Origin of the sequence: Caballeronia sp. dw_276 (assembly GCF_018449635.1) — a bacterium.
GTDB lineage: Bacteria > Pseudomonadota > Gammaproteobacteria > Burkholderiales > Burkholderiaceae > Caballeronia.
Map to the genome: position 1 here is coordinate 124,747 of NZ_JAAVUV010000004.1, position 14,176 is coordinate 138,922.

Annotated in this window: 14 protein-coding genes; 12 read left to right on the plus strand and 2 right to left on the minus strand. The window is 60.6% G+C overall.

Annotation, left to right across the window (positions count from 1 at the left end; genetic code table 11):
* The first annotated feature begins 46 nt into the window (after positions 1-46).
* The gene (locus tag HB633_RS09360; RefSeq protein WP_213777828.1) at positions 47-508 is read left to right on the plus strand and encodes an Lrp/AsnC family transcriptional regulator; all 462 of its coding nucleotides are present in this window, start codon (positions 47-49) and stop codon (positions 506-508) included.
* On the opposite strand, the gene HB633_RS09365 is transcribed toward HB633_RS09360, so the two are convergent.
* On the minus strand, positions 505-2,175 hold the full coding sequence (locus HB633_RS09365) for a peptidase S10 (protein WP_213777829.1): 1,671 nt from the start codon (positions 2,173-2,175) through the stop codon (positions 505-507). The genes HB633_RS09360 and HB633_RS09365 overlap by 4 nt on opposite strands.
* Positions 2,176-2,265: 90 nt before the next feature.
* Entirely contained in the window at positions 2,266-3,189 is a 924-nt protein-coding gene (locus HB633_RS09370) for a LysR substrate-binding domain-containing protein (protein ID WP_213777830.1), read from the minus strand.
* A 137-nt stretch (positions 3,190-3,326) separates the two neighbouring features.
* Between HB633_RS09370 and HB633_RS09375 the strand changes: the two genes are divergently transcribed.
* From HB633_RS09375 to HB633_RS09425, 11 genes are all read left to right on the plus strand, one after another.
* On the plus strand, positions 3,327-4,406 hold the full coding sequence (locus HB633_RS09375) for an ABC transporter substrate-binding protein (protein ID WP_213777831.1): 1,080 nt from the start codon (positions 3,327-3,329) through the stop codon (positions 4,404-4,406).
* Between the two features lie 30 nt (positions 4,407-4,436).
* Positions 4,437-5,516, plus strand: a complete 1,080-nt coding sequence (locus tag HB633_RS09380; RefSeq protein WP_213777832.1) for an ABC transporter ATP-binding protein — start codon at positions 4,437-4,439, stop codon at positions 5,514-5,516.
* The gene (locus HB633_RS09385) at positions 5,503-6,375 is read left to right on the plus strand and encodes an ABC transporter permease (protein WP_213777833.1); all 873 of its coding nucleotides are present in this window, start codon (positions 5,503-5,505) and stop codon (positions 6,373-6,375) included. Before HB633_RS09380 ends, HB633_RS09385 begins: the two co-directional genes overlap by 14 nt.
* 13 nt (positions 6,376-6,388) lie before the next feature.
* Positions 6,389-7,186: an ABC transporter permease gene (locus tag HB633_RS09390; protein WP_213777834.1), complete on the plus strand. Its 798-nt coding sequence runs from the start codon at positions 6,389-6,391 to the stop codon at positions 7,184-7,186.
* A complete protein-coding gene (locus HB633_RS09395) occupies positions 7,183-8,325 on the plus strand; it encodes an FAD-dependent oxidoreductase (RefSeq protein ID WP_213777835.1) in 1,143 nt (380 codons plus the stop codon). The genes HB633_RS09390 and HB633_RS09395 overlap by 4 nt, the downstream gene beginning before the upstream one ends.
* A 54-nt stretch (positions 8,326-8,379) precedes the next feature.
* Positions 8,380-8,739 carry a (2Fe-2S)-binding protein gene (locus HB633_RS09400; RefSeq protein WP_213777836.1) on the plus strand — a complete coding sequence of 120 codons (360 nt, stop codon included), beginning with the start codon at positions 8,380-8,382 and terminating at the stop codon, positions 8,737-8,739.
* Positions 8,729-10,123 (plus strand): NAD(P)/FAD-dependent oxidoreductase, encoded by a 1,395-nt coding sequence (locus HB633_RS09405; RefSeq protein ID WP_213777837.1) that lies wholly within the window; start codon positions 8,729-8,731, stop codon positions 10,121-10,123. The genes HB633_RS09400 and HB633_RS09405 overlap by 11 nt, the downstream gene beginning before the upstream one ends.
* Positions 10,116-11,267 carry an FAD-binding oxidoreductase gene (locus HB633_RS09410; RefSeq protein ID WP_346730289.1) on the plus strand — a complete coding sequence of 384 codons (1,152 nt, stop codon included), beginning with the start codon at positions 10,116-10,118 and terminating at the stop codon, positions 11,265-11,267. Before HB633_RS09405 ends, HB633_RS09410 begins: the two co-directional genes overlap by 8 nt.
* Positions 11,268-11,299: 32 nt before the next feature.
* Positions 11,300-11,656, plus strand: coding sequence for a RidA family protein (locus HB633_RS09415; RefSeq protein WP_056360302.1), 357 nt, complete (start codon positions 11,300-11,302; stop codon positions 11,654-11,656).
* 190 nt (positions 11,657-11,846) lie between these two features.
* The gene (locus HB633_RS09420; RefSeq protein WP_213777839.1) at positions 11,847-12,911 is read left to right on the plus strand and encodes a phytoene/squalene synthase family protein; all 1,065 of its coding nucleotides are present in this window, start codon (positions 11,847-11,849) and stop codon (positions 12,909-12,911) included.
* Between the two features lie 125 nt (positions 12,912-13,036).
* Positions 13,037-13,729 (plus strand): YceH family protein, encoded by a 693-nt coding sequence (locus HB633_RS09425; protein ID WP_213777840.1) that lies wholly within the window; start codon positions 13,037-13,039, stop codon positions 13,727-13,729.
* Positions 13,730-14,176: the final 447 nt, after the last annotated feature.

The following is a 14,176-nucleotide window of genomic DNA, read 5'->3' on the forward strand; positions in this document are numbered from 1 at the left end:
GCGGAATGCACTAACATCCGAATCCTCTTTGGAGGATAAGTGACGAATGGACCTCGATAAAATTGACCGCGCAATCCTGATCGCGCTGCAGGCGGATGGCCGGGCCACGAACGCAAGTATTGCCGAGACCGTCGGCTTGAGCGAAACGCCGTGCGCCCGGCGGCTCAAGCGTCTCGAGGCGGATGGATATATACAAGGCTATCGGGCGATCCTTTCACGGTCCGCGTTAGGGCTCGGCCTGGTCGCGTTCGTGCAAGTGCGTTTCAGCATGCATGATCGGAAGATATCGGACCGCTTCGAGCGCGAAATTCAGGCGATTCCACGCATTGTCTCGTGCCACAACATCTCGGGCACGGCGGACTATCTGCTGCAAGTCGTGGCGCGTGATCTCGATGATTACGGCCTCTTCATGCGTGATGTCCTGCGCGTGCTGCCGGGTGTATCGGCGGTTGAATCCACGTTGTCCTTGCGCGAAGTAAAGCGCGATGCCGGTTTGCCGCTGCTTTAGGGGCTTGCGGCGTTATCGGCTTTATAAAAGCGCGTCAGGTCGGCTTTAAGCGTGTGCAGCGAGGCGTCGTCCAGATAGATCATGTGACCCGTCGGGTAATACGTGCGCTGGATGTTCGGCTGCAAGGACTTGTCCAGGTCCATGTGCGACAAGTCATATTCGGTCTGAAAAAATGGCGTCGCCAAGTCGAAGTAACCGTTGAGCGACAACACGCGAAGGCGCGGGTTCTGGCGCATCGCTGCGGCGAGATCGCCTGCCGCGTAGGGCTGGGACAATTGCTCGCCCCACGACGCCCGATGCTTCCAGTTCCATTGCGACAACGCGTTGTCGTTGAATACGCGATACGCATCGGGCGCGTCGAAATGCAGATCCTGCACAAGATGCTGATGCAGCGCGGCATCGTAGGCGCTCGACACGCTCGTTACCGAAGCGTCGTAATCGGGGCGCTCGGCGGCGTCGTCGTAGTCGATGCCTTCGAAGCGCGCGTCGTATCGTCCGAGGGTGCGCGACTCGCCGCGCAGCAGTTGTTTGCGAAAACGCGATGGCCAGATTTCCAGCCGCGTCTGTTTGACGTACTCCGTGCTGAGACCCGTGTACTCGGCGACGCGCGCCGCGATTGCATCGCGTTCGGAATCGGGCAGCGCGTCCCCTTTCGCCAACGCTTGCGCATAAGGGCCTGCAGCGAAGGCGCGGACTTCGGCGAGATAAGTCTCCAGGTTGGGCGGTTTCGGCACGAGCTTGCCGTGATACCAGGCAATGGCCGCGTACGTCGGCAAATAGCTCACGGCTTCCAGGTCGGTCCCGGGCGCGCGCGTGGCCGAGTTCAGCACCGACGACATCAGCACCACGCCGTTCAACGGAATGTTGTTCTGACTCAATTTATACGCGAGCATGGCGGCGCGCGCCGTGCCATACGACTCTCCAAGCAAATACTTGGGCGAGTTCCAGCGCTGGTTCACCGTGAGGTATCGCTCGATGAAATGCTCGAACGCGCCGAGGTCTTCGTCGACGCCCCAGAATTGCTTGCCCGTCGCGCGGCCCACGATGCGTGAAAAGCCGGCGCCGGGGGCATCGATGAAGACGAGATCGGTTGTATCGACAAGACTGTCCGGGTTATCCGCGAGCACATAAGGCGCGGGTGGCGTGATGGCCGGACTGGATGTATGCGCGCGCTTGGGCCCGAACGATCCCATCAGCAGGAACATGGTGCCTGCGCCTGGGCCGCCGTTGAAAAGAAACGTGATCGGGCGCGCGGCGGCGTGCTTTGGATCCGACGTGTACGCGACGTAGAAAATGCTGGCTTCGGCCTGACCCGCGTTGTTGCGCAAGAGCAGAGTGCCGGCCGTGGCCGTGTAGTCGATCTTCTTGCCGTCGAGCCTGATGGAATGTTGCGTGACGGATTGTGTTTCGGGCGGAACGGGGATGACGTTGTCTGCCTTGACGCCGCTTGCGGCATCGCTTGCTGCTGACGCCTTGGCAGCGCGTGTACGTTCCGGACGAGGCGTATTCACGGCCGGTCCCGACGCGGGCCGGGGACTCGCTGTCTGCGCCGGTTCTTCAGCTTGCACCGCGCTTGCGGCATCCTCTTGCGCGCCGACCGCGAATGCACTGCTTGCCAGACCGATCACGATCAGGCCTCGTACCAAGCTGCTGAAACAAGCGTGCATCTTTATCCCCGGCCGTTGTTGTCGTTCGATGTTATCGCGTGCTGATTACGTTCCGCATTCGCAGGTGACGAACAGTTGGATATACGAAGATCAAGCCCGCTTCAAACGCTGCGGCTTGTCCACTGCCGCCAGCTGCTCGTCATGCGTGAGCCTCAGCATATCGACGAAATCCATCGTCAAACGCGCTCGTGGCTGATGCGGTGGAAACAGCAGATACATGGGAAACATCACTGCTGGCGAGAACGGGCGGATCGCGATCTCAGGCCCCGCGAAATCCTGAGCCACGATCGGATGCGCCAGCGTCACGCCCATTCCGCACCGGACCATCTCGCAGCAGATCGCCGCGTATTGCGCTTCGATTGCAAGCACGCGCTCCACACCTGCGCGTGTGAAGGCTTCGTCCATCAGCGTGCGCGTGCCGTCGCCGTGACATAGCGAAACAAACGGCTCGCCCGCGAAATCCTTCGGTTTGAGCGACGCTTTTTTAGCCAGCCGATGACTCGCCGGCAGAACGCATACCGCCGCCACTTTCGACAACAACTCGACCTCGCAATTCGAGGCCTCGCTCGAATAGATCGCAACGCCAAGATCGCAAAACTGCGAACTGGTCCAGTGATTGACCGTTCCTGAAGTATTCACATGCAGGGATACGGTGACCTCGGGATACTTCGCCTGGAAGCGTTGGATCGCATGCGGCACGAGTGTCATTCCGGCGGACGGCATTGCTGCAATGCGCAAACGCCCGGTACCGAGATTCTTGATTTGCGCCGCAGCATTCGTCAGCCCTTGCAGGCCGACATACGCGCGTTCGACCTCGCGGAAAAACGAGTTTCCTTCGCTCGTGGGAATCAGCCGCACGCCGCTGCGAAGGAACAACTGCAGGCCGGTTTCACGTTCGAGTTGCGTGATCAGGCGGCTGATATTGGGCTGCGATGTGAACAGCTCTTTGGCCGCGGCGGTCATGGAGCCGGCGAGCATGACGGCCCGGAACGCCTCGATATGCTTAAGATTCATGTCAGCCGACCCATATCATTGTTGTATGGGTAGTTATTTTATTCGTATTGGACGATATGCCTCGTCACGAACAAAATTAATTCGTCTGCCCCACATTCGTTGAACATCCGACCCTGCATTGTCTGGAGAAAACGCACATGAAAAAACTGCAGCACGTCCGTCGCTCGTCGTCTTCCCGTTTATCTCTGCAGAGGTGCGTGCTTGCACTGGGCGTTGCCGGCGCACTCGGCGCTCCACTTCTCGCGCAGGCCGAAACGACCTTGTATGTCGCGAATGTCGGTGGCTCGAACGAGACCATGTATCGGCAGAAAATCATTCCGCCGTTCGAGAAGGCGCATGACGTGAAGATCGTCTACGTCGCGGGCAATTCCAGCGATACGCTCGCCAAGCTGCAGGCGCAAAAGGGTCATCAACAGATCAACGTCGCCGTGATGGACGACGGCCCCATGTATCAGGCGATGCAGGCGGGCCTGTGCGGAAAAATCGATGAAGCGCCGGTCATGAAGGACCTGTATCCGCTTTCGCGTCTTGGGCCTACGTCTGTAGGCGTGGGGATGGTGGCGACCGGGATTGGTTATAACGCCGATGCCTTCAAGAAGATGGGCCTGCCCGCGCCGGATTCCTGGAACGTTCTCACCGATAAACGTCTGAAGGGAAAACTCGGCGTTCCGCCAATCACGAATACCTACGGCCTGCATACGCTCGTAATGCTGGCGCGCATGAATGGCGGCGGCGAGAAGAACATCGATCCGGGTTTCACTACGATCACGAAACAGGTCGCACCCGATGTGCTCTCGTGGGCGCCTACCCCCGGCGAGATGGATGGCTTGATGCAAAGCGGCGATGTGATCCTCGCGCCGTACGGAAGCGGCCGCGCGGTCGCGTTGCAGAACACGGGTTTTCCGCTCAAGTTTTTCTATCCGAAAGAAGGCGGCGTAGCGTTGCAGGTCGCTGCCTGTTCGGTCGCGGAGAATGCGCAGCCTGCCTTGTCGCAGCAGTTCATCCAGTATTTGCTGAGCCCGGAAGTGCAGACGATCCAGGCCCAGGCAATTGGCCTCGGTCCGGTCAACAAGACCGTGCAACTGGCGCCGGAAGTCGCGGCACGTGTGCCTTATGGTCCCGAGCAAATCGCCAAGCTGATCGCGGTGGACTGGACGACGATCAACCAGCATCGGACGGAATGGACGGACCGCTGGAATCGCACCGTCGAGCGCTGAAAATAACTTTATAAGCAGACAAGAACCCCCATGAGCTTTCTGACACTCAAAGGCATCTCGAAGCGCTACGGCGACTTCACGGCAATCGAGCAGATCGACCTCGAGGTTGAACGCGGTGAGTTCTTGTCGTTGCTCGGTCCATCCGGTTGCGGCAAGACCACGACCTTGCAGATGGTCGCAGGTTTCGTCACGCCGACCAGCGGCACCATCATGCTCGATGGCCGCGACATCACGCACGAACGCCCCGAGAAACGCGGCATGGGCGTGGTGTTCCAGAGCTATGCGTTGTTCCCGCACATGACGGTGGACGGCAACGTGGGTTTCGGTCTGGAGATGCGCAATATGAAGCGCGCGGCGCGCGCCGAGCGCGTGGCCGAAGCGCTGGAACTCGTGCGTCTCACTGGACTTGGCGGGCGTTATCCGAAGGAATTGTCGGGTGGCCAACGGCAGCGCGTGGCAATTGCCCGCGCGCTGGCTATGCGTCCGGAACTGCTGCTCCTCGACGAACCCATGTCCAATCTCGATGCGAAACTGCGCGAGGAAATGCACATCGAATTGAGGGGAATCCAGAAGCGTCTTGGCATCACGACGATCCTCGTCACGCACGATCAAGTCGAAGCCATGACCATGAGCGATCGGATCGCGGTGATGCATCGCGGAACGATCGCGCAGTTGAGCACGCCGTTCGAAGCATACGAGCGGCCGGAGACGCCGTTTGCATCGGCGTTCCTCGGCAAGACCAATCTGCTTCCGGGCGAAGTGTTGCGACGCAATGGCCGTTGCGCGGAAGTCGATGTCGCCGGCACCACGCTTAAGGTGCCGCACGAAGGCCGCCATGTACAGGGCAAAGTGAACGTTTATATCCGGCCGGAGAAAGTGCATCTGGCGAGTGGCGGCGCCGGAGATATTCGCGCGACTGGCCGCATTACCACGCGCGTGTTCACCGGCAACCAGTGGCTTTTGCTCATCGATACGGGTCTTGGGCAAGTCAGCGTCGCGCAGCCGAACAACGGCGCACCGCCGCCAAATGAAGGCGAGCAAGTGGGACTGATGTGGTCGGACGACGACTTGCGCGTGCTGCAGAAGGAGGCGCTCGATGGCCACGCTTGATGACGATCGCGCCGGTGCCGCGCCGTGGATTTTGTCGGCGCCTGCACTGCTTTTGTTTTGCGGCCTGCTGCTCGTTCCGTTGCTGCTGACGTTCGTGTTGTCCTTCCATGTTTTCAGCGATACGGCGGGCACGCTCGCAACCTACACGTGGCGCAACTATTTCGAGGTAGTTACCGATCCGTATTACGGCGCGATTTTCGGGCGCACCGCCGCACTTGCATTTGCGGTGACGTTCTTCTGCATCTTGCTGGGCGTGCCGGAAACCATCGTGCTTGCGCGCATGAAGCGGCCCTGGCAATCCATTTGCCTGTTGATCGTGCTTGGTCCGTTACTGATATCCGTAGTGGTGCGCACGTTGGGATGGCAAATCCTGCTCGGCAATAACGGTGTCTTGAACAATGCGCTTCAGGCGCTGCACATCACGTCCGAACCCATCCGGCTCGTCTTCACGATGACCGGTGTCATCATCGCGCTCACGCATGTGCTCGTGCCGTTCATGGTGATGTCGGTATGGGCCACGCTGCAGAAGCTCGATCCGCAGGTGGAATGGGCCGGTCTTTCAATGGGTGCTTCGCCCTTTCGCGTGTTTCGTCGCGTGGTGTTGCCTCAGATCCTGCCTGGCATCCTGTCCGGATCGATCATTGTGTTCGCGTTGTCGGCATCCGCGTTCGCAACGCCTGCGTTGATCGGCGGGCGCCGCTTGAAAGTGGTCGCGACCGCTGCTTACGATGAATTCCTCGGCACGCTGAACTGGCCGCTCGGCGCGACCATTGCGGTGTTGTTGCTGATTGCGAACGTGGCGATCGTGATCGGCTGCAGCCGGCTCGCCGAGCGCCGCTTCAAACACATCTTCGACTGAACCGGGAGACGTCATGAAACAAAACGGATTCCTGGGGCTGCTGTTCAATGCGCTGTTCCTGACGTTCATCGCCGCGCCGCTGGTCGTGGTGATCGCCGTGGCGTTCACCGACAAAGGCTTTATCTCGCTGCCCTTCGACGGCGCTTCGTTGCGCTGGTTCAGGGCAATTCTGGAGAATGACCAGATCCTCGATGCATTTCTTCTCTCGCTGAAACTCGCGCTGGTTGCATCGACAATTGGCGTGGCGCTTGCCGTCCCGGCGGCGCTTGCAATCGCGCGTTATCGCTTTCCGGGTCGCGGCACGCTCACCGGCTTTTTCCTCTCGCCGATGATGATCCCCGCTGTCGTGCTCGGCATCGCGTTCCTGCGTTTCCTGAGCCTGCTCGGGCTCGGCGGATCGTTCTGGGCGCTGTGCGCCACGCACGTGATCATCGTCTTGCCGTATGCGTTGAGGCTCGCGTTGTCGTCGGCCATCGGGCTCGATCGCGACGCCGAGCGGGCAGCTCTGTCGTGCGGAGCGAGCCGCTTCACGGCCTTTCGCCGCGTCGTGTTGCCGATGATCCGTACCGGCGTTGCCGGCGGATGGGTACTGTCGTTCATCCAGAGTTTCGATGAACTCACCATGACCATTTTCGTCGCGACACCCGGCACAACCACGCTGCCAGTTGCAATGTACAACCAGATCGCTCAGACCATCGACCCGTTGGTCGCGTCTGTCTCGACCGTAATGATCGTGGGTACGGTCATCCTGATGCTCGTGCTGGACCGAATGGTTGGTCTGGACCGCGTCCTGATAGGAGAAACACGATGAAAGGTAATGCAGTCGACAGTCCCGACGTGCTGGTGGTCGGGGGCGGGCTGGTGGGAACCGCAGTGGCCTACGGGCTCGCGTGCGAAGGCTTGAAAGTGACCGTGCTGGATCAGGGCGATGGAGGCTTTCGCGCGTCGCGTGGCAACTTCGGGCTCGTATGGGTGCAGGGCAAGGGTTACGGCCTGTCGCCCTACGCACGCTGGTCACGCAGTTCATCGCAACTATGGCCGGGGCTCGCGAAGTCGCTGCTCGAGGAGACGGGGATCGATGTATCGCTGAAACAGCCGGGCGGTTTTCACCTCTGTTTTTCCGACGATGAACTCGCCGAACGGGAAAAGCGCCTGTCTACATTGCAAGCCGAACTCGGCGGCGATTACCCGTTCGAGTTGCTCGATGCGAAAGCGTTGCGCGAGCGCTTGCCCGCCGTCGGCCCTGATGTGATTGGCGCGAGCTACACGCCCATGGATGGTCACGTGAACCCGCTCAGGCTGCTGCGCGCACTTCATGAAGCCATGCAGCGGCGCGGCGTGAAGCTTGTGAGCGGCGAGGAGATCGGACGGATCGTGCCGGATTCGGGCGGCTTTGCGGTGCATGGCAAGAACTCCACATGGCGTGCGCCGCGCGTGGTGTTGTCCGCCGGTCTGGGTAACCGCGCGCTCAGCACGCAGGTCGGTCTGCATGCGCCGGTCGCACCGAATCGTGGTCAGGTTCTGGTGAGCGAACGCGTTGCGCCCTTCCTGCACTACCCGACCATCAACGTGCGCCAGACCGATGAAGGTTCGGTGCAATTTGGCGACTCCATGGAAGAAGTTGGCTACAACGACTTCACCACGACGGATGTGCTTGCGACCATTGCGCGCCGCGGCGTGCGCAGCTTTCCCATGCTGAAGAACGTGCGGCTGGTACGCACATGGGCCGCGCTGCGCGTCTATAGCCCCGATGGTTTTCCCATCTACGAACAATCGTTGCAATACCCCGGCGCGTTTGTCGTCACTTGCCACAGCGGCGTCACGCTTGCCGCCGCGCACGCGAGACGGGTCGCGCCGTGGGTCGCCGGTGGCGAGATTCCAGAGGAGCTTCCCGCGTTTCGCGGCGGACGGTTTCTCGAACCGGGCTACGTTGCCGCCAATGCTCATTAGCCGCGTGCTGACGCCCAAAACAGCCAATCCAGAACACCGACATTTCGCATCGATATGACATCCAAACCGCTATTCAGGGTGCTTGCACCGGTCGCGCCCGCCATGGCCGACGACATCGTCCAGATCTGGTTCAACGACCAGCCGCTTAACGTGCCCAGCGGCCGTTCCGTCGCCGCTGCATTGCTCGCGGCAGGCGTGCAGCGGTTCCGCGCGACGCCGGTATCGGGCGCGCCGCGCGCACCGTACTGCATGATGGGCGCGTGCTTCGAATGCCTGGTCGAAATCGACGGGGTTCCGAGCCGGCAAAGTTGTCTCGTCTCGGTGCGCGACGGCATGCGTATTCACTCGCAAGAAGGCGCGAGCGATCTTCCTCCAATGTCATATACGACCAAGGAGAGCGTTCATGGCCGCTGAAACCATCGATGTCGCCGTGATCGGCGCAGGTCCCGCAGGGCTCGCAGCGGCAACACAGGCAGCGCGCGCGGGCCTGTCCGTTGTCGTGCTCGATGAACAGGAGTCGGTCGGCGGCCAGATTTATCGCGCGATAGAACGCAGCGATGCGCAGCGCCGCGAGATACTCGGTCCGGACTATCAGGCGGGCAGCGCGCTTGCCACGGCGTTCGCCCGTTCCGGCGCGCGTTACGTGCCGAACGCGTCCGTCTGGCAGGTAACGCGCGAGAAGACGGTGCATTACCTGAAAGACGGAAAGGTCGGCAGCTTCGAGGCAAAACGCGTGGTGCTGGCGACCGGCGCGCTGGAGCGGCCATTCCCGATTCCGGGCTGGACCTTGCCCGGGGTATTGACCGCGGGCGCGGCGCAGATCCTGCTGAAAAGCGCGGGCGAAGTGCCGAGCGAACCGCCGGTTCTCGTCGGCTGCGGGCCGCTTCTGTATTTGCTTGGCTGGCAATACGTGCGTGCGGGCGTTCCGATCCGCGCGCTTATCGATACCACTCGCCACGAGGATCGCTGGCGCGCGAAACGTCACATGGTGTCCGCGTTGCGCGCATGGCCGTACCTTAGCAAAGGCTTGCAACTGATGCGCACATTGCGCGATGCCGGCGTGCCCATGCACGAAGCCGCGGACGATCTGCGCGTGGAAGGCGTGATGGGTGAAGACGGTGCCGAGCGCGCCAATGCCCTGACGTTTTCGGTGCGCGGCGTGTCGCATCGCATCGAGGCGAAGGTGATCCTGCTGCATCAGGGCGTGGTGCCGAATACGCAGTTTTCGTTGTCGTTGCGGGCATCGCACACATGGGACGATGCGCAACTCTGCTTCACGCCAGTCACGGACAAATGGGGCGAACTCGATGTCCCAGGCATCTTCGTCGCGGGCGATGGCGGTGGCATCGGCGGCGCGCAGGCCGCGGAAATGCAGGGCGAAGTGACGGCTTTAGCCATCGCGGCGCAACTCCACGCCATCGATGAAAAGACCCGCGATCAAAGCGCCTTGCCGCGTTTGCGGCGCCTCGCCGAAGTGATGCGCATCCGGCCGTTCCTTGACAGCCTTTATCGTCCGCGCGATGAAAACCGCGTGCCGAAAGACGAGGTCATTGTGTGCCGTTGCGAAGAAGTGACAGCGGGTCAACTCAGGCAATTCGTGGAACTGGGTTGTCTTGGACCGAACCAGGCGAAGTCTTTCGGCCGATGCGGCATGGGTCCGTGCCAGGGACGCATGTGCGGCCTGACGGTCACCGAGGTGATCGCCAATGCGCGCAGCGTTACACCGGAAACCGTTGGCTATTACCGTATCCGTCCGCCGATCAAACCGCTCACGCTCGGAGAACTCGCCGGTGACTAAGCCCGCAGCGAACGAGTCGGACGTGCTGGTGATCGGCGGCGGCTTGCATGGATCGAGCAGTGCGTTTCATCTCGCGCGCCGTGGTGCGAGCGTGACCGTGCTGGAGGCGGATTACATCGGACGGCATGCGTCGGGCGTGAACGCGGGCGGCGTGCGCACGCTCGGCCGCCCGGTGCCCGAGATTCCGCTGGCGCTGATGTCGCGCGAGATCTGGCACAACATTGTGGAGACGGTCGGCGACGACGCCGGTTTCGTCGCGTCGGGCCAGCTCAAGATCGCGGAAACCGAAGCCGAACTCGACGAATGCCGCGAACGCGTGGCGCTATTGGAATCGCATGGCTTCACGCATGAAAAGATCATCGATCGCGAGACGCTGCTTGAACTCGAGCCGGCAATCACGCCGCACGTGACCGGCGGTATCTGGGTCGAGCGCGATGGCTACGCGCTGCCGTTTCGCGCGACGACCGCGTTCCGGATCGGGGCCGAACGAAACGGCGCGGTGTTTCACGAAGGCACGCCCGTGACGCGTATCGAACAACAAGGCGAACGATGGATCGCGCATACGCCACATGGTGATTTTTCTGCGGCGCAACTTGTTGTCACGGCGGGTGCATGGGCGGGTGAACTCGCGGCGCAAGTCGGCGAACCGGTTCCGGTCCATCCGGAAGGCCTGATGCTGATGGTCACGCATCGCGTGGCGCCGTTCTGTCGCGCGACGCTGGGTGCAACGGGCAGGCCGTTGTCGTTCAAGCAATTCGATAACGGCACAGTCGTGATCGGCGGGAAGTTGATTGGCATCGCCGATCTGCCGGGACGTCACGGCGAAGTTGATTTCGTGCGGCTGGTGAAGAGCGCGAACACCGTCGTCGATCTGTTTCCACATCTGCGCCATCTCGGCATCAATCGCGCGTGGGCGGGCGTGGAAGCATTCACCGATGACTCGCTGCCAGTGATCTCGCGCAGCAAACGTGCGTCGAACCTCACGTACTCGTTCGGATATTGCGGCAGCGGTTTCCAGCTTGGACCGGGCTGCGGCAAGCTGGTATCCGAACTGGTGCTGGACGGCGCGGCGTCGTTGCCGCTCGATGCGTTTGCCATCGACCGGTTCAACGGGTTAAATAGCGCACCGGCCGCGGTAAGTTGAACGCAGCCATTTTTAATTTCAAAAGGAACCCTATGAGCGATATCGTCAGGATCGAAACCAATCAACGCATGAGCCGGGTTGTGAAAGCAGCGGGGCTCGTGTTTATCGGCGGCCAGACATCGAATGACCGCACGCCCGATGTCAAACTGCAGACGCAACAAGTGCTGGCGAAGATCGATGGATTTCTCGCTCAAGCTGGCATTGACAAGACGCGGCTGATCTCCGCGCAGATCTGGCTCGCGGATATTGCCCGCGACTTTGCCGGCATGAACGAAGTGTGGGACGCGTGGGTCGCGCCGGGTTGCGCGCCGACGCGGGCAACGGTCGAGTCGAAGCTCGCCGCACCTGACTTGCTGGTCGAAATCACCGTGACCGCATTGGGCGAATGATGCTTGCGGCCGCTGCGCATTAATTCGCACCGGCCGCGTTTAACGGCTAGAAGCCGGTGGTGGTTCGCATGCCGGCAATGGCTTCGTCGCGTACACGAATCGATGGGTTGTTGGGATCAGGAGCGCCGGCCGGAACGCAGATACAATTCGGCAGCGCCTGATTTGTCCAACACCGTCCAGATTCCATCCAATGCGTAATCCATCCCGGGCCGTACTTCTCGGCCCGCTCCTGAAGGGCGTTTCGCGGTCCTTCTACCTCACCCTTCGTGTGCTGCCTGTCGGGATGCGCGATCCGATCGGGCTCGCCTACTTGCTGGCACGGGCTGCGGACACGATCGCGGATACTTCGCTGATCTCGCCAAAGCAGCGGCTGGAGTTGTTGTTATCGCTGCGAAAACTGGTGAACGGCGCGCCTGATGACGGCACATTGACTCAGCGTCTCGCGCAAGAAGTCGCGGGCCAGCAAAGCCTTGCCGACGAGAAAGTGCTGCTCGAATCGCTTGGCGGCGCGTTGACCGTGCTCTCTCAGTTGAGCGATCCGGACCGGGACGCGGTGCGCGGGATCGTGACCACGCTGACGCAGGGCATGGAATTCGATCTGCACACGTTCCCGGACGAATCGTCGGGCCGCATTGCTGCACTCAGCACACTCGAAGAGCTCGATACGTACACATACCTGGTCGCGGGTTGCGTCGGCGAATTCTGGACCCGGATGACCTATGCCCACATGCCGGGCACATTGACGGGCGAGCCTGAAACAACGCTGGCGAACGGAGTTCGTTTCGGAAAAGCGCTGCAAATGACCAATGTGCTGCGGGATTGCAGCAAGGACCTGCGCATCGGCCGTTGTTATCTTCCAGTGCCAATGCTCGATCGATACGGCCTGACGCCCGAGGACCTGCTCAAGCCGGGCGCGTCGCTTCGTTCGCAACCGCTGTTGTTTGAACTGTTGCGCTTGACGCTGGATCATTATCGCGCGGCTGTCGACTATACGTTCGCCATTCCCGCATTGTCGGTCCGGCTCAGGCTTTCTTGTTTGTGGCCGGTGTTGATCGGGCTGGAAACACTCGTGCTGCTCGTCAACAACGATGACTGGCTCGACCCCGCGAAAATTTCGAAGATCGGCCGCAACAAGGTGTACAGGATCGTTGCTGGTTCGACGCTGCTCGAGCCATCTAATCGAATGCTGCGCGCGTGGACTGACCGGCTGATCGCGCGTATTGATGCGCGCCTGAACCGTCAGGAAATCAGCTAACCGGGGCGCCGGTTCCTGCGGGTGCGGCAGGGCGGATATCATATGGGTCGTCGTTCTCACATGACGACTCTTCGCCCGGCTCACGCCGGACCAGAATTCAAGTAGCAGCACCGGCTCTGTCACGCATGAACTCCACTCCAGATATCCCCTCGCGTCCCGCAATGCGTTCCCTGACCCCTCTGGAGGCGCGCGTGCTGGGCGTGCTTGTCGAGAAGCAGCACACGGTGCCGGACGCTTATCCGCTGTCTGTCAATGCACTGACGCTTGGTTGCAATCAGAAGACCGCCCGGTCGCCGGTGATGAACGTAACGGAAGCCGATGTGCTCACGGCTATCGACGAGCTCAAGCGCCTGAGCCTCGTATTCGAGGGCAGCAGCAGCCGCGTACCGCGCTTCGAGCACAACATCACGCGTTCGCTGAGCGTTCCGAGCCAGGCAGCGGCATTGTTGACCACCTTGATATTGCGTGGTCCGCAGACGCCCGCCGAGTTGCGCCTGAACGCCGCGCGTTTGCACGGTTTTGCCGATATATCGTCGGTGGAAGCCTTCCTCGATGAACTCGCTGTGAACGATCCGCCCCGCGTGATCAAATTGCCGCGTACGCCTGGAGAGCGCGAAAGCCGATGGGCACATCTGTTGTGTGGCGAAGTTACGGTCAGTGACGTACCGGCTGGCGCAATCACCGACGATTCGGTTTCTTTCAACGACTTCGATATGTTGAAGGCGGAGCAGAAGCGGTTAGCCGAAGAAGTGTTGCGCTTGCGCGCGCTGGTCGAGAGGATGGCAGCGGAGCTAGGAATCAAGACCGATGGAGATTGAGCGGACGGACGAGGCGCGTTCAAGCGCCTCTTTCATAAGATGCGCGTAGATAATAATCAGGAATCCGATATTAATCGTCTTATGACAAGAACAGATCCAGCCGGCGAAAAACGGTTGCGATTCACGCGTCACGAACGTCAGTTCGTGCGAAGGAATCCCTACGCCCAAAATCCGTAATCTTGATAATGCGTGCATCAGGCCCAATAAAACACTTTGTTGAGCCGCTTACCGATTTCACACAGCGGACACGCATTAATAGTCTGATCATTCCAACGAAGAGCATGCTCCGCGTAACACCGTGTGCCGAACAATTGGTTTAGAAAAGCCGAATTAATACGTTTGGAAAATGTGTGCAAAAGCAAATTTGCGGCACTAATTGCACGGATTGGTCCAGTAATAAGTACGTCAATGACAGTGAGGTATAGGTAATATATACGGCTAAATCTT

Excerpts from the sequence above, each read along its gene's own strand:
- HB633_RS09390 (WP_213777834.1), top strand. The coding sequence starts at position 6,389 with ATGAAACAAAACGGATTCCTGGGGCTGCTGTTCAATGCGCTGTTCCTG.
- HB633_RS09360 (WP_213777828.1), top strand. The coding sequence starts at position 47 with ATGGACCTCGATAAAATTGACCGCGCAATCCTGATCGCGCTGCAGGCG.
- HB633_RS09380 (WP_213777832.1), top strand. The coding sequence starts at position 4,437 with ATGAGCTTTCTGACACTCAAAGGCATCTCGAAGCGCTACGGCGACTTC.
- HB633_RS09415 (WP_056360302.1), top strand. The coding sequence starts at position 11,300 with ATGAGCGATATCGTCAGGATCGAAACCAATCAACGCATGAGCCGGGTT.
- HB633_RS09405 (WP_213777837.1), top strand. The coding sequence starts at position 8,729 with ATGGCCGCTGAAACCATCGATGTCGCCGTGATCGGCGCAGGTCCCGCA.
- HB633_RS09375 (WP_213777831.1), top strand. The coding sequence starts at position 3,327 with ATGAAAAAACTGCAGCACGTCCGTCGCTCGTCGTCTTCCCGTTTATCT.
- HB633_RS09400 (WP_213777836.1), top strand. The coding sequence starts at position 8,380 with ATGACATCCAAACCGCTATTCAGGGTGCTTGCACCGGTCGCGCCCGCC.
- HB633_RS09370 (WP_213777830.1), bottom strand. The coding sequence starts at position 3,189 with ATGAATCTTAAGCATATCGAGGCGTTCCGGGCCGTCATGCTCGCCGGC.
- HB633_RS09365 (WP_213777829.1), bottom strand. The coding sequence starts at position 2,175 with ATGCACGCTTGTTTCAGCAGCTTGGTACGAGGCCTGATCGTGATCGGT.
- HB633_RS09420 (WP_213777839.1), top strand. The coding sequence starts at position 11,847 with ATGCGTAATCCATCCCGGGCCGTACTTCTCGGCCCGCTCCTGAAGGGC.
- HB633_RS09395 (WP_213777835.1), top strand. The coding sequence starts at position 7,183 with ATGAAAGGTAATGCAGTCGACAGTCCCGACGTGCTGGTGGTCGGGGGC.
- HB633_RS09425 (WP_213777840.1), top strand. The coding sequence starts at position 13,037 with ATGAACTCCACTCCAGATATCCCCTCGCGTCCCGCAATGCGTTCCCTG.
- HB633_RS09385 (WP_213777833.1), top strand. The coding sequence starts at position 5,503 with ATGGCCACGCTTGATGACGATCGCGCCGGTGCCGCGCCGTGGATTTTG.